Origin of the sequence: Streptomyces albicerus (assembly GCF_008905045.1) — a bacterium.
In the GTDB taxonomy this organism is placed as follows: domain Bacteria; phylum Actinomycetota; class Actinomycetes; order Streptomycetales; family Streptomycetaceae; genus Streptomyces; species Streptomyces albicerus.
This window is the reverse complement of the sequence record NZ_VWMY01000098.1, coordinates 1-22,222: the sequence shown is the minus strand read 5'-3', so window position 1 is coordinate 22,222 and position 22,222 is coordinate 1. Positions and strand designations below refer to the sequence as shown.

Here is a 22,222-nt window from a genome sequence, read left to right as displayed (position 1 = left end):
CTCAGCCGCGGCGTCGGCGGGTCTGCCACACGGCCGCCGCGCCCAGCATGGCAACCGCCGCGATCCCGGCCACCAAGCCGACCGACGGCCCGCCGTCGCCGGACTCGCTCGCCCCGCGAGGCGCCGCAGAAGCCTTCGGCCGGTCGGCCGAGACCGGCTCGCCGCAGCCCGTGCGTGGGTACCCCGCGATGGCGCAGAGCAGGGCGTTCGTGTCGTAGCGGAGGGGCTTGGCGACGGCGGCGAGGGCGTCCGCCGTCGTCGCTTCCTCGTCGACGCGGGCGCAGGCCGTGCGCGGGTGGGGCGGTGTCGAGCCGGCCGGGGCGTCCGCGGTCGTGCCGAAGTCGAGGACCAGGCCGACCCGCTTCGCGCCCTCCCGTGCGGGCGTCTTCGCGCAGATCGTCGCGAAGTCGGCCTCCCCGCGGGGCTTCGCCGCGTCCTTGGAGTCCTCGCTCACCGAGAAACGGAAACCCTGGACGTCACCGTCGGAGGGCCGCGCGGTCGACGGCCCCTGGGTCGCGTACACCCACGTGCCGCCGTCGGAATCCCGGTCCCAGAAGGACCAGTAGCGGTAGCCGACCGCCTGGGCCTGCCCCGCCGTGCCGAGGACGGCGAGCAGGAGGCCCAGGGTGAGCAGAACCAGGCGGCGGGAGGTCACGGCTGCTGCTTCTTGGTGCGGCCGCTGATGAGGAAGCCGATACCGATGCCGCCGACCAGACCGACCCCGATGATCCACCAGACGCTGACCCCGCCGTCGTCCTCGTTCTTGTCCTCGTTCTGGTCCTTCTGCTCGTCGGCGGGGGCGCTGGAGGAATCGGAGACCGTGCCCGCGGGGCCGGTCGCGCCGAGCTGCTTCACGAGGTCGGCGCCGCCGAAGTCACGCGGGTCCTTACCGGTGGCGTGCGCGGCGAAGATCAGCTGCGCGTACGCGGCCGGGCCGCTCTGTGCCGCCCAGGGGCCGGAGTTCTTCTCCAGCCAGGCCAGCGGCTTCGCGGTGTCGGCCGTCCGGCCGGCCGAGGCGAGTGCGACGACCGTGTCGGCGGTGTTGCCGTAGTCGGGCTGGTCCTCGGCACCGGCGAGGGCGGACTTCAGATAACCGTCCTTGGCGACCGCGCCGACGAGGTACGCGGCACCGTTGGCCGCCGCGTCCTCGATCGTGAAGGAGTCGCCGCCCGCGCACTGAGCCTTCGTCGCGGACTGTTCGTCGTCCGCGGGCTCCACGACCAGCCCCTTGCCGAGCGCGCCGAGCACACCCGCCGCCGTGGCGTCCGCGTTCGCGGCGAGCTTGTCCTTCTTGTCGGGCTGGAAGGCGAAGGCCCCGCCGCCGTCCTCGCCGCAGGGGATGGAGAGCCCGAGCAGGGCGTCGTACGGCGTCTGCTCTTCCTGCGACCCCACGTCCTCCAGGTCGGTGCCCGCGGCATTCAGGGCCCCGATCACGACGGACGTCGAGTTCGTGTCGCTGGCCCCGCCCGGGAAGTAGCCCCAGCCGCCGTCCTCGTTCTGCACGGACTTCAGCCACTTCACGGCCGCACCGGTCACGGCGTCGTCCGCGTCGAGCGCTTCCAGGGCCTGCAGCGCGGCGGCGGTGCTGTTCGTGTCGACCTTCGTCTTCGCGTCGCACTTCGCGGCCGGGTCGGCGCGGTACGCCGCGAAGGCTCCGCTCTCGCACTGCTGCCCGGTGAGCCAGTCGACGGCCTTGGCCGCGGGCTTCACGCCCACGGTGTGCTGGGCGAGCAACGCGAGCGACTGCCGCCAGACGCCGTCGTAGGCCGGGTCGGTGCTGCCGTACAGACCCGACGGGAACGCCTGGGACGGGGATGCACCGGGCGACTCGTCGGCGAGGGCGGCCGGCACGAACGCCGAACCGATCACGGCGGTGGCGGCCAGTACCGCGGCGCTGCGGCGGACAAACATGATCGGCGCTCCCTGTAGGAAGCCGGGCAGCCCAGTGCCCCGGGCGGCTCGGCTCCGTATGCCTCGACGGTGCCGGTCACCGGCGGTCCCGGTGACGCGAGCCGGTCACGCCTCGCACGGGGCATTCCGGCTCACCGCCCTTGAATCGACCGGGCGGCACACGGTTGCGGGTCAGCGCCGGATTTGCACCGGCTTCCCCCCGTACGAGTGTGATGACGACCTGCTCACTGTACCGGCCCGTAGGAATGCATCTGAGGCCCGGCCGCACAGCCCGGTAGCTTCTGCTCATGGGGATTCCTACGCGGGTGGGCCGCCTGCTCGGATCGGGGCGTACGGCGGATGTCTACGCGCTCGAAGGTGATGAGGCGAACGAGACGGATGCGGCAGACGCGGCGGACGCGGCATGGGTACTGCGCCGCTACCGGAACGGCCACGGGGACGCCCCCGCCGAGGCGGCCGTCATGGAGCACGTACGCCGCCACGGCTATCCCGTGCCGCGCGTGCGGGCGGTCGGCGCACGCTCCGACCTCGTGATGGAACGGCTGTCCGGCCCGACCATGGCCGAGGCGGTGGTGGCGGGCGAACTCACCGTCCAGGAGGCGGGTTCGACACTCGCCCGTCTCCTGCGCGACCTGCACGCCGTACCGCCCCGCCGGGCCACCGACCCCGCCGTACGCGTCCTACACCTCGACCTGCACCCGGAGAACGTCCTCCTCACCCCGGCCGGCCCCATGGTGATCGACTGGGACAACGCCGACGAGGGCTCGCCCGGCCTCGACTGGAGCATGTCCGCCGTGATCCTGGCGCAGGTCGCCGTCGACGACGACCCCCGCGCGCCCCTGGTCCGCGAGATGCTGGCCGCCCTGCTGGCCGACTGCCCCGACCCGGCACTCCTGACGGGCCCGGACGGGGGCCTCGGCCGGGCGACGCAACAGCGGTCCGCCAACCCGACGATGAGCCGCCGCGAGATCGAACTCCTCGGCGGGGCCGAGGAGTTGATCCGTACGCTGTCACCTGCGAACGGTCGGTGAAGGCCCTTCCCCGGTCATACGGCCACGTACGTCACCGGTTCGCTCCCCGGCACCGCCTCCGCCCGCCCCAGCTTCACCAGTCGGCGCAGGTGGGCCTCCGCTTCCGAGACCGCGATGTTGCGTGAGCCGTAGGGGATCTGGTCCCAGGGGCGGTTCCACTCCATGCGTTCGGCGAGCTGCCACGCGGTGAGCGGGGTGGCGAGGAGGGAGAGGAGGTCGGTGAGGCGGGACTCGTGGTGGTCGAGCAACTCCCGTACGCGGGACGGGGCGTCGGTGAAGGCGTGCAGGTGGGCCGGGAGGACCTCGGCCGGTTCGAGGCGGCCGATCCGCTCCAGGGAGTCGAGGTAGTCGCCGAGGGGATCGGGGACCGAGTCGTCGTCCGGGTCCTCGTAGAGGCCGATGTGCGGGGTGATCCTCGGGAGCAGGTGGTCGCCGGAGAACAGACGGCCGTGGCCCGGCAGTTGGGCCGGATGGGCCTCCTCCAGATGGAGGCAGACATGGCCGGGCGTGTGGCCCGGCGTCCAGATCGCGCGCAGGCGGCGACCGGCGAGGTCGAGGAGTTCGCCGGGGACGATCTCGCGGTCGGGAAGCGCGGGGGAGAGCCCCGGCAGCTTGCGGGAGCGGGCGGTGCGCATCGGCGCCACGTGCTCCTCGGGCGCGCCCGACGCGGTCAGCTTGGCCACCATGTACGCGAACCAGCGCCCGGGGTCGGTCCCACGCGCCCGGCGCACGATCGAGATGTCGGCCGCGTGCATCGCCACCCACGCGCCGGACGCCTCCCGCACCTTGGCCGACAGGCCGTGGTGGTCCGGGTGGTGATGCGTGATCACGACCCCGTGGATCTCACCGATCGACGTACCGCACGCCGCCACGCCCTCGGTGAGCGCGTCCCAGGACGCCGGATCGTCCCAGCCCGTGTCGATCAGCACCGGCCCGCGGTCGGTGTCCACGACATACACGAGTGTGGTCCCGAGCGGATTGTCCGGGATGGGAACCTCAATGGACCGTACGCCCCCGCCGTGATCGGTCACCTGTGCCATGGGCTCCCCTGTCGCCGCCTTCCGGCCACTATAACTAGAACAAGTTCCGATGGGAGCCCAAGTCACCTGTCGGGCCGGGGAGGCGACGTGCCGAGGGGCGGTGGAGAAGTGCCGGGACGGTGAAGTGGTGTGAGCTCCGTGGACTCCTCCAACTAGAACTGGTATCAGTTCCAGTGTCCGCAGTGTCTGATGCACCGTCAGGAAATCCCCGGAGAGGCAGTCGGTCATGACCGAGCTCATGGAACACGGACAGCTGTTCATCGGCGGGGAGTTGGCCGCTCCCCTCGGCCAGGACGTCATCGAGGTGATCTCCCCGCACACGGAAGAGGTCATCGGCCGGGTGCCGCATGCCTCGCGGGCGGACGTCGACCGGGCCGTCGCGGTGGCGCGGACCGCCTTCGACGAGGGACCCTGGCCACGGATGTCGCTCGACGAGCGCATCGAGGTCGTCACCCGGATCAAGGACGCGATCGCCGTACGCCACGAGGAGATCGCCCGCGTCATCTCCTCCGAGAACGGCTCCCCGTACTCCTGGAGCGTCCTCGCACAGGCCCTCGGCGCGATGATGGTGTGGGACGCGGCGATCACGGTCGCGCGGGACTACACGTACGAGGAGACGCGCGACGGAGTGCTCGGCCGCATCCTCGTCCGGCGTGAGCCGGTGGGGGTCGTGGCGGCCGTGGTCCCGTGGAACGTCCCGCAGTTCGTGGCGGCGGCCAAGCTCGCGCCCGCGCTGCTGACCGGCTGCACGGTCGTGCTCAAGCCCTCGCCCGAGTCGCCCCTGGACGCGTACATCCTCGGCGAGATCGCGAAGGAGGCCGGGCTGCCGGAGGGCGTCCTGTCGATCCTGCCGGCGGACCGCGAGGTCAGCGAGTACCTCGTCGGGCACCCCGGGATCGACAAGGTCTCCTTCACCGGGTCGGTCGCGGCGGGCAGGCGCGTCATGGAGGTCGCGTCCCGCAACCTCACGCGCGTGACCCTGGAGTTGGGCGGCAAGTCCGCGGCGGTGGTCCTGCCGGACGCGGACATCGGGACCTCCGTGCCGGGCATCGTCTCCGCGGCCTGGATGAACAACGGCCAGGCGTGCGTCGCCCAGACCCGCATCCTCGTGCCGCGCTCGCGCTACGACGAGTTCGCGGAGGCGTTCACTGCGGCGGCGAGCGCGCTGGTGGTCGGCGACCCGCTCGACCCGGCGACCCAGGTCGGCCCGCTCGTCGCGCAGCGGCAGCAGCAGCGCAACCTCGACTACATCCGCATCGGCCAGGAGGAAGGCGCCAAGATCCTCACGGGCGGCGGCCGCCCACCCGGTCTGGACCGCGGCTGGTACGTCGAGCCGACGCTCTTCGGCGACGTCGACAACTCCATGCGGATCGCCCGGGAGGAGATCTTCGGCCCGGTGATCTGCTTGCTCCCGTACGGCGACGAGGCCGAGGCGGTCAAGATCGCCAACGACTCCGACTACGGCCTGAGCGGCAGCGTCTGGACGGGCGACGTGGCGCACGGCATCGACGTGGCCCGGCAGGTCCGCACCGGCACGTACTCCGTCAACACCTTCAGCCTCGACATGCTCGGCCCCTTCGGCGGCTACAAGAACTCCGGCCTGGGCCGCGAGTTCGGCCCCGAGGGCTACGGCGAGTACCTGGAGCACAAGATGATCCACCTGCCCGCCGGCTGGGAGGCCTGACCGATGGGCGACCGCTGGCACGTGGAGGTGGACCGCTCCCTCTGCATCGGCTCCGCCCAGTGCACCCACCACGCCCCCACCGCCTTCCACCTCGACTCCGCCATGCAGTCCCACCCGACGGACCCGGAGACGGACGCCAACGAGAAGATCCTCGCGGCGGCGGAGAGCTGCCCGGTGGAGGCCATCGCGATCACCCTGCTGGGGAGCGGGGAGGCGGTGTTCCCGCCCGAGGAGTAGGCCGTTCCGGCGCGAGGAGTGGGCCGTTCCCACGCGAGGAGCAGGACGCCCCAAAAAGTCCTATTGAGGGGGTTCCATCCACGGGCAGACGTTCTATTATTGAGGTAGGCCTACGGGACGAGTGAGGGAGTTCGACCGGAGTAGCCGACTTTGGCGAGACGCTTAGGCATCCGCTGGGGCCGACGTCGACGGTCGGGCTGAGAGGCCGGAAGGCAGTAGTTGGGCCGGAAGGCGACCCCTAGCACCTGATCCGGGTAATACCGGCGAAGGGAACCCGTCTCGTAGGTCCTTCGTGTGCCCGCAACGGCTTTTCGTGCGCTCGTAGCGGTGTTTTGCGTGCCCGCGGCTAAGCGGCCTTGGTGAAGTCGACTGCGGTTCAGCAGCGCCCTGAAGGGGCTCGGGGCTGTATCGATATGCGGCTCCGCCGCGGGGCGCGACCAGCCACGACGGCCCCGCAGCCGATCGACGGACTATCGCGGCACCTCCAGCGGAGCGCCCTGGCCCGGGTCCGTCAGGTCGATCAGCCGGCAGACCGTCTCGATGTCGATCTTGACCTGGGCGATGGACGCGCGGCCCGAGAGCCAGGTGATGAGGGCCGAGTGCCAGGTGTGCTCGATGACGCGTACCGCCGAGAGCTGGGCGGGAGTGGGATCGTCCAGGCCCATCGCGTCCAGGATGATCACCGTGGTCTGGCGGGAGACCTGATCGACCTCCGGGCTGACACTGCGGTCGGTGAACGTGAGGGCGCGGACCATGGCGTCGGCGAGATGCGGCTCGCGCTGGAGCGCGCGGAAGGCCCGCATCAGGGTCTCCGCCACCCGCTCCGCCGCCGTGTCGCCCGCCGGCGGCTTCTTGCGGAGCGTCCCGTGCATGTGCGCCAGCTGGTCCTGCATCGTCGCGACCAGCAGATGCACCTTGGACGGGAAATAGCGGTAGAGCGTGCCGAGAGCCACCTGCGAGGACTCCGCGACCTCCCGCATCTGCACCGCGTCGAAGCCGCCCCGGCTCGCCAGCTGCGCGCTCGCGTGCAGGATGCGCCGCCGTCGCGCCTCCTGACGCTCGGTGAGCGGAGGAGTGACCGGCTGCGCGGCCCGTACCGCCGGCTGCGCGGCCTTCGCCGGAGTCTTGGCTTCCGCAGACATGGATCCCGTTCCGTGACGTTCGTGCGACAGAGGGTTCAGCAGGGTGTGGGGCGACAGCAGGGTAGGGCCTCGCCGTGGCGTGAATCACCCGATCCACGGCTCACAGGGGGGCTACCTGCCGGTACATTCAGTGCTCCCTGAACGATCAAGTCTGAAACTTGTTCTAGATTACCGTCCCGAAGTAATCTCGCGGGAACGTGCTGGAAGAAGGGGGCCGAGAGTGACCCGTGAGGCCATGGATGTCGGCTCCCAGGAGGACTCGGCCGCCGACGGCGACCGACGGCTGCGCATCGCGCTCCTCACCTATAAAGGGAACCCGTTCTGCGGCGGCCAGGGCGTCTACGTACGGCACCTCTCACGCGAGCTCGCCCGCCTCGGCCACCAGGTCGAGGTCATCGGCTCCCAGCCGTACCCCGTGCTCGACGAGGGCGAGGGCCCGGGCCGGCTCTCCCTCACCGAGCTGCCCAGCCTCGACCTGTACCGCCACCCGGACCCCTTTCGCACCCCGAAGCCCGGCGAGTACCGCGACTGGATCGACGCCCTCGAGGTCGGCACGATGTGGACCGGCGGCTTCCCCGAGCCGCTGACGTTCTCCCTGCGGGCCCGCCGCCATCTGCGCGCCAGGCAAGGCGACTTCGACGTCGTGCACGACAACCAGACGCTCGGGTACGGGCTGTTGGGGGACGTGGGTGCGCCTCTGGTCACCACCATCCACCACCCCATCACCGTGGACCGCCAGTTGGAGCTGGACGCCGCCGACGGCTGGCGCCGACGGGCGTCCGTACGCCGCTGGTACGGCTTCACGCGTATGCAGAAGCGCGTCGCGCGCCGCCTCCCGTCCGTCCTCACCGTCTCCGGCACGTCCCGCCAGGAGATCGTCGACCACCTCGGCGTACGCGACGACCGCATCCACGTCGTCCACATCGGCGCCGACACCGACCTGTTCTCGCCGGATCCGTCCGTAGCGCAGGTCCCCGGCCGGATCGTCACCACGTCCAGCGCGGACGTCCCCCTGAAGGGCCTCGTCTTCCTCGTCGAGGCGCTCGCCAAGGTCCGCACCGAGCACCCCGCCGCCCACCTCGTCGTGGTCGGCAAGCGTGCCGAGGACGGACCGGTCGCCCAACTCATCGAGCGGTACGGCCTCGAAGGCGCCGTCGAGTTCGTGAAGGGCATCTCGGACGAAGAACTCGTCGACCTCGTACGGTCCGCCGAAGTCGCCTGCGTGCCTTCCCTGTACGAGGGGTTCTCGTTGCCGGCCGCCGAGGCGATGGCGACGGGTACGCCACTCGTGGCCACGACCGGCGGAGCCATCCCGGAGGTCACGGGTCCGGACGGCGAGACCTGTGTGGCCGTGCCGCCCGGCGACGCGGGGGCGCTGGCCGCCGGGCTCAGCAGGCTGCTGGGCGACCCCGGGCTGCGGGTACGGCTCGGTTCCGCCGGACGGGCGCGCGTGCTGGAGCGGTTCACATGGGCCAAGGCCGCGGAGGGCACGGTGGCCCGCTACCGGGAGGCGATCGCCCGCTCCGCGGGCGGAGCCGAGAGTCACTCGGCGCCAGGCGTCGACCGCTCCCCGGCCGGCACCGACCACTCCGCGGCCGAGGTCAAGAGCCGCTCCGCGGCAAGCGTTGACCGCTCCGCGCCCCCGAATCCCGGCCGCTCCGCGGCCCCACAAGACGTGGACGTGGCCCCCGACACCCCAGTGGACGTGGCAGCACCCGCCACTCCTGCGGACACGGCCCCCACCACCCCCATCGACACCCCCCACCGTGAAAGCAGGGCCACGTGCTGACCGTCGACTTCTCCCGGTTCCCGCTCGCCCCGGGGGACCGTGTGCTGGATCTCGGGTGCGGGGCAGGACGCCACGCCTTCGAGTGCTACCGGCGCGGCGCCCAGGTCGTCGCGCTGGACCAGAACGCCGAGGAGATCCGCGAGGTCGCCAAGTGGTTCGCCGCCATGAAGGAGGCGGGTGAGGCACCGGAGGGCGCCACCGCCACCGCCATGGAGGGCGACGCACTCCAACTCCCCTTCCCCGACGAGTCGTTCGACGTCGTCATCATCTCCGAGGTGATGGAGCACATCCCGGACGACAAGGGCGTACTCGCCGAGATGGTCCGCGTGCTCAAGCCCGGCGGGCGGATAGCCATCACCGTCCCGCGCTACGGGCCCGAGAAGGTCTGCTGGACGCTGTCCGACGCGTACCACGAGGTCGAGGGCGGCCACATCCGCATCTACAAGGCGGACGAACTCCTTGCCAGGATCAGGGAAGCGGGCCTCCGGCCGTACGGCACCCACCACGCGCACGCCCTCCACTCGCCCTACTGGTGGCTGAAGTGCGCGTTCGGCGTCGACAACGACAAGGCGCTGCCGGTGCGGGCGTACCACAAGCTCCTGGTCTGGGACATCATGAAGAAGCCCCTCGCGACCCGGGTCGCCGAGCAGGCGCTGAACCCGCTGATCGGCAAGAGCTTCGTGGCGTACGCGACCAAACCGCACCTGCCCGCCGGCCTTGCCGACGACGCCGCGGTGGACGCTTCGTGACCACACCGCGTACCGAACACCTCGTCCTGACCGGGGTGCTCACCGCGGAACAGGCCGCGCAGACCGTCCGGGGCATCCTGGCCGTGCAGCGCGCGGACGGCGCCATACCGTGGTTCCGCGGGCACCACCTCGACCCGTGGGACCACACCGAGGCCGCCATGGCGTTGGACGCGGCCGGCGAGCACGACGCCGCCGGGCGGGCGTACGAGTGGCTGGCCCGGCATCAGAACGACGACGGCTCCTGGTACGCGGCCTACGCCGACGGGGCCTTCGACGACGTCACCGACCGCGGCCGCGAGACCAACTTCTGCGCATACATAGCCGTCGGCACCTGGCACCACTACCTGGCGACCGGCGACGACACGTTCCTGGACCGGATGTGGCCGACGGTGTACGCGGCGATGGAGTACGTCCTCGAACTCCAGCAGCCGGGCGGACAGATCGGCTGGAAACGCGAGGACGACGGCACGGCCGTGGGCGACGCGCTGCTGACCGGGAGTTCATCGATCCACCACGCCCTGCGCTGCGCGCTCGCCATCGCCGAGGAGCGCGAAGAGCCGCAGCCCGACTGGGAGTTGGCGGTGGGCGCACTGCGCCACGCGATACGCCGGCATCCCGAGCGGTTCCTCGACAAGGACCGTTACTCGATGGACTGGTACTACCCGGTGCTGGGCGGCGCGCTCACGGGCACCGAGGCGGTGGAACGCATAGAGAAGGGCTGGGACCGTTTCGTCGTCCCGGGGCTCGGCGTACGGTGCGTCGTCCCCAACCCATGGGTGACGGGCGGCGAGTCCGCCGAACTCGCCCTGGCGCTCTGGGCCGTGGGTGAGTCCGACCGGGCCCTGGAGATCCTCCAGTCGATCCAACACCTGCGGGATGCGCGAACCGGCCTGTACTGGACGGGCTACGTCTTCGACGCCGAGGCGGTCTGGCCCGAGGAGCTCACCTCCTGGACCGCGGGCTCCCTGCTCCTCGCCGTCGCCGCCCTCGGCGGCGACGAGGCGACATGCGCGGTCTTCAGCGGCGACCGCCTGCCGACGGGCCTGGACCCCGACTGCTGCTCCTAGGAGTTGTCGTCACAGCGTCACGCTCACATCAGGAGCGATGCGAGGGTGACGGCTGCTTGGTAGAACTGGGCCGTGCCCGCTCCGGAGCCGGCACGGATGACTCTTTCGTCCGGCGGCCCCTCCGCCCCGGCCTTCACTCTGGAGCCCGCTTTGCCCCTGCGGACAGGTGTCACCCGCCCGATATCCCTGCTCCTGTCGACCGCGCTCGCGGCCGCGACACTCACTGGCTGCGCGCTGGTGGATCTCGCCCGGGACTGTGAGGGGACCGACGCCCGGGTGAAGGAGATGGCGGCGCTCGACATCCTCGGCTCCCGCCCCGCCGGGGCCACCGTCGCCCGGGGCTTCGAGGAGGTCGACGCCGGCTGCTGGGCGGACAGCGGCGATGTCTCGGTGTACGCCGGTCGGACATACGCCTTTCCCGGCACGCGGGCCGAAGTGGCCGCGCATTACCGGACCGCGGCGGCACGGGACGGATGGACTCCGGGCCCCGACGCCTTGCCCGACGACCTGTGCTTCGCCAGAGAGAAAATGGTCCTGCAGATCGTCTTCCTCACCGCCGAGCGCCTCGAGGAGGACGGTCACGGAAGCCGCCCCGACCTCACCACCGGGGCCGGCTACTCGATCAACATCGACTCGTTCGTGAACAGCGGCGTCGAGGCGGGCTGCTGAGGCCTGCCGGCAAAGTGCAACGCCTAATCGTCAAGCTCGGTGAAGAGAGTCAGCTGGAGAGCGCCCGGTGCCTCAAGCCGCGAGTTGAGTGAGTTCCAAGGGGTGCGCGTCGGCTCGGCGATCACCTGAGCTCCGGCGGCGGCCAGCTTCGACGTTGTGGCGGCGGAGTCGTCGACCTGGAAGGCAACGCGAATGTGGCCGGCTACTCGCCGCCCGACCTCGACTTCGTCGATGAAGACAGCGTGGTTTGGATCAGTCAGCTCCAAGGTGGCCCGACCGGCGTCAAGGATGGTGACCCGTCCATCGGGAGAGGCGAACGCGCCGCGCTCGGTCAGGCCGAGGACGTCGCGGTAGAAGTGCAGCGCCGCATCGTAGTCGGCTGCCGTGACCACCAAGCGGAGTTCACGCACGGCGGGTTCGTTGGTCATGCCGGCTCCTTCGAGATCTCGAATACTGACTGGTCAACCCAGTGATCGGCCGGACGATTCCCCGGCCGGACGGGTGCGATGATCTCGCCACCGCCGCACGACCGCGCTGGTCACCGCCGTCAACGGCTGTGACCAGCGCTTTCGATACATGCCTTGGCAGCCGGGGCGGTCGTCGTCAGTGGCGGTGCACACGGTTGGCGATCGCATGTCCGATGAAGAGGTACACGACGGCTGCGAGACCGTAGCCGGCGACGACCCGTGCCCACTGCTCGTCGAACGTGAACAGATCATGCGACCAGCCCGCGAGCCAGCGGGCCGCGTCGTGGATGAACTGGACGAAGTCGTTGGCCCTGTTGGCGTCCAGCAGGTACATCAGGATCCAGAGGCCGAGGATCAGGGCCATGATGTCGGCGACGATCGCGATGATCGTGCCGGCCTGGTTGGCACCGTTGCGAGAATGAGGGGACATGCCCTGCGAGTAGCCCTTGAATCCTGGATGAAACCCGGGCGCCGGCATGGGTAGGGAGCGCCAGCCATTAACCCTTGCTTCAACCCGAATTCGCCGTGAGTTGGCTCGACGGCAATCGCTGTCGCTGATAATCCTTCCCCACACTAGGGGGAGACGCCGGTGCCCGCGAACAGAGCTGTTTCAGAGGAACCCCGTTTAGCCGTCACCAGACCCGAGCGCAGCCGCCTGCGCCGCACACTGGCCCTCACGCTCCCGGTCCCCGTGATCGGTCTCGTCCTGCTCCTGACCTCGGGTCATCTGCTCATGCCGTTCGACCGGGTCGTCACGATCGAGGCCAAGATGGCTTCCAAGCGGGACTTCTTCGAGGACCCCGAAGTCCGGCGGCTCCTCCTGAAGCACGGCTACCGCGTGCACATCACACGGATGGGATCGCGGGAGATCGCCAACCAGGACGTCGAGGGGTACGACGTCGTGTTCCCCTCCGGGCAGCCGGCAGCCGACCTGATCACGAGGAACCGGGCGGCGGCGGGCCATCCCGCCCTGACGTACCGGCCGTTCGTGAGTCCGATCGTGCTGGGGACCTACCGGGCGTACGCCGAGACGCTGGACGACGCGGACATCGCAACGCCCCAGCAGAGCCAGGGCGTTGGCGGCGCGCCGCTCTACTACACGCTCGACATGGGCGCGTTCCTGAACCTGACCTCGAGCGGCAAGCGATGGAATGACGAGGACATCGGCATCGAAAACCACGGCGTGCAGAACGGCAACAAGATCCTCGCCCAGACCTCCAACATCTGCGAGTCCAACTCCGGCGGCACCTACCTCGGTCTCGTCGCGTTCGTGAGGAAGGGGAACGACGCGCCGGACACCGAGAAAGAGGCGGAGAAGCTCGCCGCGGAGATCAAGCCGCTGCTGGTGGAACAAGGCCTCCCCGCCTCCGAGATGGCCGAGACCTACCTCTCCCCGAACGGCAAGGGCATCGCTCCGATCGCGGTCTTCTACGAGCACCAGTACCTGGCCCACCAGATCCGCTACGAGGCGGCGAAGGGCAGGCCCGACACCGACCGTGTTCTCCTCTACCCGGACACCCGTTTTGTCACCGAACCCCAGTTGGTGGCTCTCACCAAGGACGGGGAGCGGCTCGGTGAACTGGTGTCGAGCGACCCCGAACTACAGGCTCGCGCCGTGGATCTGGGCTTCCGGCCGCGAGATGCCACCGCCGACTCGATGAGCGACCAACTGGCGAAGTACCTGAACGACCGCCACATCCAGGCACCCGTCACCTCGGCCGACGACACCAAAGCGGTCCTCCCCAGCCTTCCCCTCCTCGAGCGGATGATCAAGATCGTCGGCGACTGTCCGGAGCTGCCGGGGGCCTCCAAGTGAGGTGCAGCCTGCGGATTCTGACGCTGTGTCTGACGCTTGCCCTGACCGTTCCCGCCTGCTCCGGAAGCGACGACGACAAGACGACACTCCGCGTCCTCGCCGGCCCTGACCTCGCCGTACTGGAGCCGCTCCTCGGAGAGTTGAGGGACGAGACCGGCGTGCAGCTCGACATGGACTACAAGGCGGACGCGGACACCGGTGACGCGCTGGTCTCCGGGCAGGGCGGCGGCGGGCACGACGCGGCCTGGCTCTCCAGCGACCGATACTTCCGGCTGCGCCACAAGGACTCCGCCCGGCGGCCGCTGCGTACCCCGACCATGCTCTCGCCCGTCGTCGTCGGCCTGCGGCCGGCCGTGGCACGCGAGCTGCGCGCCACGTCACCGGGTGGACGCCTCAGTTGGGCCGACCTCGCGGACGCCGCCGCCACCGGAACCGTACGCTTCGGCATGGCTGACCCACGGCAGACGGGCAGCGGCCTGGCCGCGCTCGTCGGCGTCGCAACCGCCGCCGCCGGCACCGGCGGCGCCCTGCGCGAGGACGACGTGTCCTGCGACCGCCTGCGCGGCTTCCGCTCCGGCCAGCAGCTCACCGCCGACTCGACCCGCGACCTGCTCGACGACTTCGTCGACCACCCCGGCACGGCCAACGCGCTCATCACGTACGAGTCCGACCTGCTCGCCCTCAACTCCGGTGGCCGCCTGAAGGAGAAACTGGAGATCGTACGTCCCGAGGACGGCATGGTCCTCGCCGACTTCCCGCTGCTCCTTCTCGACCCGGACCGGCGGACCGCGTACGACAAGGTCGTGGAGTGGCTCCAGCGGGACTCCGTACAGGAGAAGATCATGCGGACCACGCAGCGGCGGCCGGTGAGCCCCTCGGTCACCAGGGACGGACAACTCCGCGCACCCGTCGGGAACGCGCTCTACTTTCCGGACCGACTGGCCGTCGTCGAGCGCCTGTTGGACGACTACGGCGATCCCCGCCGCCGTGTCCCGGACCAGGTGATCTTTTTGCTCGACTTCTCCGGGTCGATGCGCGGCGAGCGCATGGCGGATCTGCGCGAGGCCTTCGCGGACCTCAGCGGCGCGGACTCCTCGGCGACGGGCAAGTTCGCACGGTTCTACCAGGGCGAGCGGCTGACGGTCGTACGGTTCGGCGGCCGCGTACTGGAGGAGCGGACCATCACCGTCCAGGGGCAGAAGGACCTGGACACGCTCGCCGGTGTCGTCGCGCGCGGCGGTTACGGCGACTCGACGGCCGTCTGGACCGCGCTCGATCACGGCTACCGCACGGCAACGACCGTCGTGGCCGAGGACCCCGAACGGGCCGTGTCCATCGTGCTGATGACGGACGGCGAGAACAACGCCGGTATCGCGTATGAGGAGTTCGTACGCCGCTACGAGGCACGGCCGGCCCAGACCCGCACCGCCGTCCACACCTACCCCGTGCACTTCGGAGAGGCCGACGCCGGCGCACTGCGGCGCGCGGCCGCGAAGACGGGCGGGCGCATGGTGGACGCACAGGGCTCATCCCTTTCCGAGGCGTTCAAGGAGATCCGTGGCTGTCGTTGACGCGCAGTGGTGGGGGCTGTGGTGGCCGTGGATGACGGTGTGGCTGGTCACCGCCGCCGGTCTGGTGACGCTCGGTGTCGTGCTGGCACGGCACCTGCGCGAGCGAAGACGGCGGACCGTCGGGCAGCGGTCCGCGTACAACGTCTGCTTCTACCTCGACGAGAAGGCGGTGATGGACCTCTACCGGCTCGGCAACTACAGCGCGGCACTCGAGCAGGCGGTCGAACACCGGACCAACGTCAATACCAGCGTGGGACTTTGGGGCAGGCTGCTGCCGTGGACGGTCAAGGCCAACCGGGACGTCTCCCAGGAGAAGTTCAGCAGTTACGTCCAGAAGAGCGAGCCGATCTCCGTGATCGGGATGCTCATGGAGGCTTTCGAGCGCGCCGACGTCATCGTCCACGCGGACCTGCGATCCGGGAACGTCACCCCGAACCGCGCGCTCGCCGACGCCCTCGGCCCCGAAGCCGACCAGGGCGGCGTCGCGCTGAGCGACATCGAGGAGTTCGTCTCGGTACGCGGCCGCTTCCTGGTCGAGTCGGAGACCACGGAGGAGATAGTGCTGCGCGCCCCGTACGGGGATTCCGAGCAACCCGCATACGTCCGGGTCACCTGCGCGGCCGGCGGCCTGCGCAACGAGAAGATCTACGACGGAACCTTCCAGGCCCGCTGCCTGGGGAAGATGACCGGCTGGCGCGCCAACAGCCGGGAGGTCACGCTGGAGGCGATCGCCATCTTCCGCTGACGGATTCTTTTGCGGAGGGCGCCTCGGCTCACGGCTTCCCGGCGTGGTTGTTTCCCTTGCACGCGCTAGGTGTTGAGCTCCGCCAGCACCCGCAGCGTGTGCGGATCCGGAGACAGCACCAGCAGATCCGTCACCGGTCCCTTCCGCCACAACTCCAGCCGTTCCGCGATGCGTTCGCGCGGGCCGACGAGGGAGATCTCGTCGGCGAAGGTGTCGGGCACGGCGAGTACGGCTTCCTCGCGGCGGCCCGCGAGGAACAGTTCCTGGATGCGGCGGGCCTCCTCCTCGAAGCCCATGCGTGCCATCAGGTCGGCGTGGAAGTTGCGGGCCGCGTGCCCCATGCCGCCGATGTAGAAGCCGAGCATCGCCTTCACGGGGAGCAGTCCTTCGGCGACGTCGTCGCAGACCTTCGCCTGGGCCATGGGCGCGATGAGGAAGCCGGCGGGCGCGGCGTCGAGGGAGGCCTGGTACACATCCGTCCTCAGAGGCGACCAGTACAGCGGCAGCCAGCCGTCGGCGATCCGGGTCGTCTGGGCGATGTTCTTCGGGCCCTCGGCGCCCAGGAGGATGGGCAGTTGGGACCGGAGGGGATGCGTGATCGGCTTGAGCGCCTTGCCGAGTCCCGTTCCGTCCGCGCCCCGGTACGGATGCGAGTGGAACCGCCCGTCCAGCTCAACGGGGGCCTCGCGCCTGAGGACTTGGCGTACGACATCGACGTACTCCCGGGTCGCGGTGAGCGGCGACTTGGGGAACGGCCGCCCGTACCAGCCCTCGACGACCTGCGGGCCGGAAAGGCCGAGGCCGAGCATCATGCGCCCGCCCGAGAGGTGGTCGAGGGTGAGCGCGTGCATCGCGGTCGTGGTGGGGGAGCGGGCGGCCATCTGGGCAACCGCCGTGCCCAGCTTGATCCTTGACGTCCGGGCCGCGATCCAGGTGAGCGGGGTGAAGACGTCGGAGCCCCAGGACTCGGCCGTCCATACGGAGTCGTAGCCGAGCCGCTCCGCCTCCTGCGCGAGTGGTACGTGGTCCGCCGAGGGGCCGCGACCCCAGTAGCCGAGGGCGAGTCCGAGCCGCATGGTCTCCTCCTGACACCTGACGCTCCGTCAGATCATGTGGACACCCGGGGGACTTTACGGGAACGGCCCCCCACCCGGAAGAGCCCGAAGAGCTCAAGGGTGGAGGGCCGTGACGGAACCCGGCAGCGACGTGTCGTGTCAGCCGCGCTGGATCCCGGACGTGTCCTGCAGCACACCGCGGCGGCCGTCCTGCGTCTGCGCCACCAGGCTCGGACCGCGCTGCTCGACAGCCAGGTACCAGGTGCCCGGCGCCAGTTCGGCGATCGGCGTCGGCGAACCGTCCTCCGCGAACAGCGGACGCGGCACCGGCACCGCGAACCAGAACGGGGAGAAGTCCCCGGCGGGCTGCTGAGCCTGCGGGGCCTGCGCCTGCTGGGGCTGAGGCTGCTGCGGCTGACCGGGCTGAGCCCCGAACGGCTGACCCTGCTGCTGCGGCTGACCGCCGAAGGGCTGACCGGGCTGCCCGAGCTGTCCCGGCTGCGGGGCACCGGCGCCGGCACCCGGGTAGCCGTAACCACCCTGCGGCTGGCCGCCGTAGGGCTGGGGGGCGGGGGGCTTGGGGGCGGGGAGGAGGGGGCCCTTGAGGGCCGGGACCAGGGGTGCGGCGATCGCTGCACCGGCGAGGGCCAGAGCGGCGAGCAGGCCGAGGATGAGGCCGACGCCGGTGTTCTCCGCGTCGATCGTCCACCACAGCATCGACCAGGCGGTCGCGACCGTCAGGACAATCCCGACCGTGCCCAGGTCGAGACCCGCGACCTTGCGCGGCTGGGGAAGCAGGTGGGTGACCACGATGAGCGCAGCACCGATCACGCCGGTCATGTAGGAGCCGAGGCTGAGTCCGAGCGTCGCGTCCCAGGAGTTCGGGATGGGCGCGTCATCGCAGAAGCTCGCGGGGCCGTCGCAGCCGGCTACGTCGAGGAACGACGCGATGAACAGCAATACCGCTGCTCCGATCACCACGCCGTCGCCTCGAGTGAGGGAGCGGATATTCACTTCAGGTCCTTCGTCAGTCGTCTCGTCATCGGTGGAGGCGTCGCTGTCACCATGTCGCCGTCAGGCCGCGGTGTGAAGCGCGGGGGTGGCCCCTCATCGTAGGGACGACACTATCGTCCGCCCTAGAGGGGTGGGTGGCCGGATCCGTGCGCCGACAACTACCCGCGCAGGAAACTCACGATTCCCTCAGAGATTCCTTGCGCCGCCTTCTGCCTCCACGCGCCGCTGGTCAACTGCGCCGCGTCCTTGCTGTCGCGCATGTTGCCGCACTCGATGAACACCTTCGGAACCGTTGACAGATTGAGACCGCCGAGGTCCTCGCGTACGTCGAGGCCCGTGCGGTCGCCGACGTAGTTGGAGGGCGCGCTGCCCGTGGCGCGCAGGAAGTTGCCTGCGATGCGCTCGCCGAGTTCGCGGGACGGGGTGACGATCGGCCGGGTGTCGGCGTCTCCCTCGTGCACCGAGCCGGGGAGGATCACATGGAAGCCGCGGTTGCCGGCCGCCGAGCCGTCCGCGTGGACCGACACCACGGCGTCCGCGCCCGCCTTGTTGCCGATCCGGGCCCGCTCGTCGACGCACGGGCCCCAGGCCCGGTCGCCGTCCTGCGTGAACTTCACCGTGGCGCCCTGCTCTTCGAGCAGCGTGCGCAACCGACGCGAGACGTCGAGGGTGAACTTGGCTTCGGTGTACCCGCCGTTGGTGGATGTACCGGTTGTGTCGCACTCCTTCCAGTTCGTCCCGATATTCACCTTGCGGTTGATGTCGGACGTGTGCTGGAAGTTGCCCGGGTTGTGACCGGGGTCGATGACGACGACCTTGCCTTTGAGAGGGCCGGAGGCGGCGGGCGCCGAGGCCGGGGGCGACTTGCCCGGCTCCTCGCTGCCGCCCGTCTGACCGGTGCCGGCGTCCGGCTGCTCCTTGCCGTCGTCCGAGGCGCCCGGCGAGGCGGACCGGCCCGACGAGGACGCGGGCGAGGACGATGCCTGTGCCGCGGACCCGTCCCCGCCGGAGTCCCCCACCGCCTGCCACACCAGCCAGCCCACCAGCGCCCCGGGCACGAGCGCGGCGACCGCGACGGTCAGAGGGCCGCGCAGGGGGCGGCGCGGGGGACGGGGAGGTTCGAAGTCAGGACCTACGTACGACACGCGTGCCACCTTACGGGGAGGCCGCAGGCTCCGCAGGTCTCCGCGCGCAGCACTGCCGACGGGGTCGGCGACCACGCTCTGCGTCTACTGCTGCGAGGACAGTGCCTGGAGCCGGTATTCCCTGGGCGTGAGCCCGTACGCGGTGCGGAAGGCGCGGGTGAAGTCGGAGGCGCGGGGGAGGCCCCAGCGGGTGGCGATGGCGTGGATCGGGGTGGCGCGCAGTGTGCGGTCCGCCAAGTCGCGGCGGGCACCTTCCAGTCGCTGGGTGCGGATCCAGGCCGCGACCGTCTCGCCCCCAGCCTGCGCGTGGTCCTTGAAGAGCCGGTGCAGGTAGCTGAGAGAGATGTGGTGCGCGGCGGCGATGACGGGCGGTGTCAGTTCCGGGTCGTGCAGGTTCTGCCGGATGAACGCCCGTATGTGCGCGGTCATGGCCCGTTGGCGGGTCTCCGGCGGCAGGGCGTCCTCCGCGTCGAGCACCTGGGCGAACCAGGCCGACAGGAGGTCGATCAGAACCGTACCCAGGCGCGGTGCGTCGGACGGCCGGAGGGCGTCGGACTGCCGGTCGAGGCCGGTGAGGAACCCCGTCAGCAGCGCGCCCGTTCCCTCCCGCCCCGACAGCCGCCTGCCCAGCAGCTCCCGGACCTGGTCCGGTGAGACGGGCATCAGCGCCTTGGGGAAGTCCACACCCACACCCGTGACCGGGCGCCGCGCCCCGTCAGGCGGTCGCACCTCGTACGGTTTCGACGTGTCGCTCACCCACAGGTCGCGCGGGCCGTACAGGTCGGACCGCCCCACGTGGTCGAACCCCAGCCCCCCGCCGAGCACCAGCGACAAGTGATACATCTCGGGGTCGGACTGCCGCACCAGCTTCTCGGTCCGCCGGAACCGCGACGGCAGCACTGACACCGGCCACACCATCACCGGCCCCAGCTCCAGCAAGCGCTGTTCAGCCCAGAAGTCGGCGGCGTAGTCACTGGTGATGTCGCTCGGTGCGATCGCCCGGTGGACCAGCTCACGCCAGTAGTCGAACCTGTGCTCCGCAGGCACGTCCTGGCTCCGGAACACGGTCCCGATCATCCCGCCCCGTTTCTCCCCGACCACCGGGCGCGCCGTCGTCGAGTTCCGCTCGTGCGGAGGGTACTTCAATGTTCACATGGTCGGCGTCGTGGCTGACGGGCCAATCGCTCTTGCTGCTCTTCTTCTTGGGGTTGGCGGCCTGGTTCATCTGGCGCAACGCCCGTTCGGCTGATTGAGTGACACCTTCAGTCGGCACGTGACGACCTGGGGGAGTCCAAGGCATGGCAACAGATGCCCATGACGGACCGGATCAGGAAGCAGCCGGCCGTGGACAGCAGATCCTCGACCTCCTGAACAAGGCAATCGACGTCCAGAGCCCACTGGTGCGCAAGAACATCGCCCGGGCCCGCCAGCGGAACCCAGAGGCGACACCAGCACAGGTAATCCGCAACCTGGAGCGGATGTACGTCAGCGCCTTGACCGGGACGGGTGCCGCAGTGGGAGCAACCGCAGCCGCGCCCGGCGTCGGCACGGGAGTCGCACTGGCACTGTCGGCAGGCGAGGCTCTCTCATCTCTTGAGCTGAGCGCCCTCTTCGCGCTCTCGATCGCCGAAGTCCACGGAGTCCCCATCGACGAGATCGAGCGCCGCCGAACGATCGTGATGGGAATCATGCTCGGCGGGTCCGGCTCCACCGCCATCGGCAAGGTCGCCGGGCGTACGGGGCAGCACTGGGGACGTCAGGTTGTCGCCAAGGTGCCGGTCGAGACGTTGCGTCAGATCAACAAGATCCTGGGGAAGAACTTCGTCACGAAGTACGGGGCCAAGCAGGGAATCATCGTTCTCGGCCGCGTGGCACCGTTCGGTATCGGCGCCGTGATCGGTGGTGGCGCCAACGCCGCCCTCGCCGCCTTGTCCGTGAGAGCCGGCCGTCGCGCGTTCGGCCCGCCCCCGGCATCGTGGCCAGAGCTGACGCACAGCACACCGCCGACGTCCGAGGACTCGCCTGGTTGAGCCGCGGCGCGCTGAAGGGCGTCGAACACCCCGCCTCCGCCACCGGAGTCGACTACGGCACCTACACTGCGCTACGCAACACCTGGCGGAACTCCAACCAAGGAATTCTCACCTCACGAGCACGCACCCTAGGGCCCTGGCCGGACTCCACGTCGCGGGCATCTTCCTGTGGTCTGCCCGGTGACCGTGCCGCGGCCTGCTCAGCCGCAGTCGCCCAGGAAGCGGCCTTCACGGTGGTCGGAGCTGATGAAAACGAACCCGCTGCCGTAACCGAAGTTGAGGAAGAACGGATCCTCCGCGTTCTCGCCCCGATCGGCGAACTGGCAGAGGAACTGCCAGGAGCCGTCCTCGAGGCCCCAGGCACGGCCGTTGGGCAACACAGCGGTGCCGCCTAGAAAGTCCTCGGGCTCATCGCCTGACGGCAGGTCGACCTCCGGGCCCTCGTGGCGCGTGTATCGCCACCATGCGGCGTGGCTATTCGCCTCCGCGTCCGACTCGGGCGACAAAGGCTCCAGGTCGACCAGCCACTCGACAGGGATCACGGTCTCGTCATGACCCGAACGCCATAGTGAACGCCCTTGGGTCTCCGGAGGCCCTATCACCGCGAACGAAGGCACCCGGCCACGTGGCTGGGTGAGCACGACTGCCTCGCCGGAGGTCGGATCGGTGCCCATAATTCGGTCGTCTTCATCCAGGAACAAGTAGGCCAGACGTATTTCGTCCCCCGGCACCCGGAATTGGCCAATGAACACCAGCGGCACCCTGGTCCGCGGATGCACCGGCCATGCTGGCTCTTCCAGCCACACCGGCTGCCCCCCGAATTTGGTCACCGGCTCCGTCACCGGCTTTTCGGCCACTCGCAGGATCATCTGCAGTCGCGGCAGGAACGCAGCTTCATAAGGGCCCAGAGCTTGGCCCGTCGGTCGTGAGGTCACGACGGGACCGTACGGCACGGCAGTGACACAGCGAGCAGACCTGACTCTATGAGGGCTGGGGCCCCGTCCTGGTGGCTTCGGAGGACCATCGGTTGTGGATGGTTGGGAACTCGGGGAGGAGGCCC

At 70.0% G+C, this 22,222-nt stretch carries 22 protein-coding genes and 1 riboswitch; of the genes, 11 read left to right on the top strand and 11 right to left on the bottom strand.

Annotated elements, in window-relative coordinates; translation table 11 throughout:
- Position 1 precedes the first annotated feature (1 nt).
- Together GAS53_RS48945 and GAS53_RS48940 are read right to left on the bottom strand one after the other, a co-directional pair.
- Positions 2 to 655, bottom strand: coding sequence for an SCO2322 family protein (locus GAS53_RS48945; protein ID WP_151484267.1), 654 nt, complete (start codon positions 653 to 655; stop codon positions 2 to 4).
- Complete coding sequence (locus tag GAS53_RS48940; protein ID WP_151484266.1) at positions 652 to 1,911, bottom strand: prenyltransferase/squalene oxidase repeat-containing protein; 1,260 nt, start codon at positions 1,909 to 1,911, stop codon at positions 652 to 654. The genes GAS53_RS48945 and GAS53_RS48940 overlap by 4 nt, the downstream gene beginning before the upstream one ends.
- Positions 1,912 to 1,993: 82 nt before the next feature.
- A riboswitch (cobalamin riboswitch) is annotated at positions 1,994 to 2,154 on the bottom strand.
- Positions 2,155 to 2,198: 44 nt separating this feature from the next.
- Here GAS53_RS48940 and GAS53_RS48935 point away from each other — a divergent pair.
- The gene (locus GAS53_RS48935; RefSeq protein WP_151484265.1) at positions 2,199 to 2,942 is read left to right on the top strand and encodes a phosphotransferase; all 744 of its coding nucleotides are present in this window, start codon (positions 2,199 to 2,201) and stop codon (positions 2,940 to 2,942) included.
- A gap of 14 nt (positions 2,943 to 2,956) precedes the next feature.
- Here the strand turns inward: GAS53_RS48935 and GAS53_RS48930 are convergent, their stop codons facing one another.
- Complete coding sequence (locus GAS53_RS48930; protein ID WP_151484264.1) at positions 2,957 to 3,982, bottom strand: MBL fold metallo-hydrolase; 1,026 nt, start codon at positions 3,980 to 3,982, stop codon at positions 2,957 to 2,959.
- Positions 3,983 to 4,208: 226 nt separating this feature from the next.
- On the opposite strand from GAS53_RS48930, the gene GAS53_RS48925 reads away from it, so the two are divergent.
- The gene (locus GAS53_RS48925; protein ID WP_151484263.1) at positions 4,209 to 5,666 is read left to right on the top strand and encodes an aldehyde dehydrogenase; all 1,458 of its coding nucleotides are present in this window, start codon (positions 4,209 to 4,211) and stop codon (positions 5,664 to 5,666) included.
- 3 nt (positions 5,667 to 5,669) lie between these two features.
- Positions 5,670 to 5,903, top strand: coding sequence for a ferredoxin (locus tag GAS53_RS48920; RefSeq protein WP_151484262.1), 234 nt, complete (start codon positions 5,670 to 5,672; stop codon positions 5,901 to 5,903).
- 470 nt (positions 5,904 to 6,373) lie between these two features.
- On the opposite strand, the gene GAS53_RS48915 is transcribed toward GAS53_RS48920, so the two are convergent.
- The gene (locus GAS53_RS48915) at positions 6,374 to 7,045 is read right to left on the bottom strand and encodes a TetR family transcriptional regulator (RefSeq protein ID WP_151484261.1); all 672 of its coding nucleotides are present in this window, start codon (positions 7,043 to 7,045) and stop codon (positions 6,374 to 6,376) included.
- Positions 7,046 to 7,265: 220 nt separating this feature from the next.
- Here GAS53_RS48915 and GAS53_RS48910 point away from each other — a divergent pair, with 220 nt between their 5' ends.
- The 4 genes from GAS53_RS48910 to GAS53_RS48895 all read left to right on the top strand — a co-directional run bounded on the left by GAS53_RS48910 (position 7,266) and on the right by GAS53_RS48895 (position 11,319).
- Positions 7,266 to 8,834, top strand: coding sequence for a glycosyltransferase family 4 protein (locus GAS53_RS48910; protein WP_151484260.1), 1,569 nt, complete (start codon positions 7,266 to 7,268; stop codon positions 8,832 to 8,834).
- Positions 8,828 to 9,583 (top strand): class I SAM-dependent methyltransferase, encoded by a 756-nt coding sequence (locus tag GAS53_RS48905; protein ID WP_151484259.1) that lies wholly within the window; start codon positions 8,828 to 8,830, stop codon positions 9,581 to 9,583. The genes GAS53_RS48910 and GAS53_RS48905 overlap by 7 nt, the downstream gene beginning before the upstream one ends.
- Positions 9,580 to 10,650 carry a prenyltransferase/squalene oxidase repeat-containing protein gene (locus tag GAS53_RS48900; RefSeq protein WP_151484258.1) on the top strand — a complete coding sequence of 357 codons (1,071 nt, stop codon included), beginning with the start codon at positions 9,580 to 9,582 and terminating at the stop codon, positions 10,648 to 10,650. The genes GAS53_RS48905 and GAS53_RS48900 overlap by 4 nt, the downstream gene beginning before the upstream one ends.
- A 96-nt stretch (positions 10,651 to 10,746) precedes the next feature.
- The gene (locus GAS53_RS48895; protein WP_225859593.1) at positions 10,747 to 11,319 is read left to right on the top strand and encodes a hypothetical protein; all 573 of its coding nucleotides are present in this window, start codon (positions 10,747 to 10,749) and stop codon (positions 11,317 to 11,319) included.
- Positions 11,320 to 11,342: 23 nt separating this feature from the next.
- On the opposite strand, the gene GAS53_RS48890 is transcribed toward GAS53_RS48895, so the two are convergent.
- Both GAS53_RS48890 and GAS53_RS48885 read right to left on the bottom strand, forming a co-directional pair.
- Positions 11,343 to 11,747 (bottom strand): VOC family protein, encoded by a 405-nt coding sequence (locus GAS53_RS48890; protein WP_151484257.1) that lies wholly within the window; start codon positions 11,745 to 11,747, stop codon positions 11,343 to 11,345.
- A gap of 175 nt (positions 11,748 to 11,922) precedes the next feature.
- Positions 11,923 to 12,216 carry a hypothetical protein gene (locus GAS53_RS48885; RefSeq protein WP_151484256.1) on the bottom strand — a complete coding sequence of 98 codons (294 nt, stop codon included), beginning with the start codon at positions 12,214 to 12,216 and terminating at the stop codon, positions 11,923 to 11,925.
- A gap of 159 nt (positions 12,217 to 12,375) precedes the next feature.
- Here GAS53_RS48885 and GAS53_RS48880 point away from each other — a divergent pair, with 159 nt between their 5' ends.
- Genes GAS53_RS48880 through GAS53_RS48870 form a run of 3 tightly spaced genes read left to right on the top strand, consistent with a single transcriptional unit; the run spans position 12,376 to position 15,918 of the window.
- Positions 12,376 to 13,602: a hypothetical protein gene (locus tag GAS53_RS48880; protein ID WP_225859592.1), complete on the top strand. Its 1,227-nt coding sequence runs from the start codon at positions 12,376 to 12,378 to the stop codon at positions 13,600 to 13,602.
- The gene (locus tag GAS53_RS48875) at positions 13,599 to 15,173 is read left to right on the top strand and encodes a vWA domain-containing protein (RefSeq protein WP_192583632.1); all 1,575 of its coding nucleotides are present in this window, start codon (positions 13,599 to 13,601) and stop codon (positions 15,171 to 15,173) included. The genes GAS53_RS48880 and GAS53_RS48875 overlap by 4 nt, the downstream gene beginning before the upstream one ends.
- A complete protein-coding gene (locus tag GAS53_RS48870) occupies positions 15,160 to 15,918 on the top strand; it encodes a hypothetical protein (protein ID WP_151484255.1) in 759 nt (252 codons plus the stop codon). The genes GAS53_RS48875 and GAS53_RS48870 overlap by 14 nt, the downstream gene beginning before the upstream one ends.
- Positions 15,919 to 15,983: 65 nt before the next feature.
- On the opposite strand, the gene GAS53_RS48865 is transcribed toward GAS53_RS48870, so the two are convergent.
- From GAS53_RS48865 to GAS53_RS48850, 4 genes are all read right to left on the bottom strand, one after another.
- Entirely contained in the window at positions 15,984 to 16,994 is a 1,011-nt protein-coding gene (locus tag GAS53_RS48865; RefSeq protein ID WP_151484254.1) for an LLM class F420-dependent oxidoreductase, read from the bottom strand.
- A gap of 138 nt (positions 16,995 to 17,132) precedes the next feature.
- Entirely contained in the window at positions 17,133 to 17,987 is an 855-nt protein-coding gene (locus GAS53_RS48860; protein ID WP_151484253.1) for a DUF5336 domain-containing protein, read from the bottom strand.
- 158 nt (positions 17,988 to 18,145) lie between these two features.
- On the bottom strand, positions 18,146 to 19,132 hold the full coding sequence (locus GAS53_RS48855) for an N-acetylmuramoyl-L-alanine amidase (protein WP_151484252.1): 987 nt from the start codon (positions 19,130 to 19,132) through the stop codon (positions 18,146 to 18,148).
- 84 nt (positions 19,133 to 19,216) lie between these two features.
- On the bottom strand, positions 19,217 to 20,209 hold the full coding sequence (locus GAS53_RS48850; protein WP_151484251.1) for an AraC family transcriptional regulator: 993 nt from the start codon (positions 20,207 to 20,209) through the stop codon (positions 19,217 to 19,219).
- 221 nt (positions 20,210 to 20,430) lie between these two features.
- Here GAS53_RS48850 and GAS53_RS48845 point away from each other — a divergent pair, with 221 nt between their 5' ends.
- Positions 20,431 to 21,162, top strand: coding sequence for a hypothetical protein (locus GAS53_RS48845; protein ID WP_151484250.1), 732 nt, complete (start codon positions 20,431 to 20,433; stop codon positions 21,160 to 21,162).
- A 200-nt stretch (positions 21,163 to 21,362) separates the two neighbouring features.
- On the opposite strand, the gene GAS53_RS48840 is transcribed toward GAS53_RS48845, so the two are convergent.
- On the bottom strand, positions 21,363 to 22,097 hold the full coding sequence (locus GAS53_RS48840) for a YwqG family protein (RefSeq protein WP_151484249.1): 735 nt from the start codon (positions 22,095 to 22,097) through the stop codon (positions 21,363 to 21,365).
- Positions 22,098 to 22,222 lie beyond the last annotated feature (125 nt).

Coding starts and splice junctions, on each gene's coding strand:
- GAS53_RS48920 (WP_151484262.1), top strand. CDS start 5,670: ATGGGCGACCGCTGGCACGTGGAGGTGGACCGCTCCCTCTGCATCGGC.
- GAS53_RS48850 (WP_151484251.1), bottom strand. CDS start 20,209: ATGATCGGGACCGTGTTCCGGAGCCAGGACGTGCCTGCGGAGCACAGG.
- GAS53_RS48865 (WP_151484254.1), bottom strand. CDS start 16,994: ATGCGGCTCGGACTCGCCCTCGGCTACTGGGGTCGCGGCCCCTCGGCG.
- GAS53_RS48890 (WP_151484257.1), bottom strand. CDS start 11,747: ATGACCAACGAACCCGCCGTGCGTGAACTCCGCTTGGTGGTCACGGCA.
- GAS53_RS48915 (WP_151484261.1), bottom strand. CDS start 7,045: ATGTCTGCGGAAGCCAAGACTCCGGCGAAGGCCGCGCAGCCGGCGGTA.
- GAS53_RS48940 (WP_151484266.1), bottom strand. CDS start 1,911: ATGTTTGTCCGCCGCAGCGCCGCGGTACTGGCCGCCACCGCCGTGATC.
- GAS53_RS48930 (WP_151484264.1), bottom strand. CDS start 3,982: ATGGCACAGGTGACCGATCACGGCGGGGGCGTACGGTCCATTGAGGTT.
- GAS53_RS48925 (WP_151484263.1), top strand. CDS start 4,209: ATGACCGAGCTCATGGAACACGGACAGCTGTTCATCGGCGGGGAGTTG.
- GAS53_RS48845 (WP_151484250.1), top strand. CDS start 20,431: ATGGCAACAGATGCCCATGACGGACCGGATCAGGAAGCAGCCGGCCGT.
- GAS53_RS48935 (WP_151484265.1), top strand. CDS start 2,199: ATGGGGATTCCTACGCGGGTGGGCCGCCTGCTCGGATCGGGGCGTACG.
- GAS53_RS48895 (WP_225859593.1), top strand. CDS start 10,747: ATGACTCTTTCGTCCGGCGGCCCCTCCGCCCCGGCCTTCACTCTGGAG.
- GAS53_RS48885 (WP_151484256.1), bottom strand. CDS start 12,216: ATGTCCCCTCATTCTCGCAACGGTGCCAACCAGGCCGGCACGATCATC.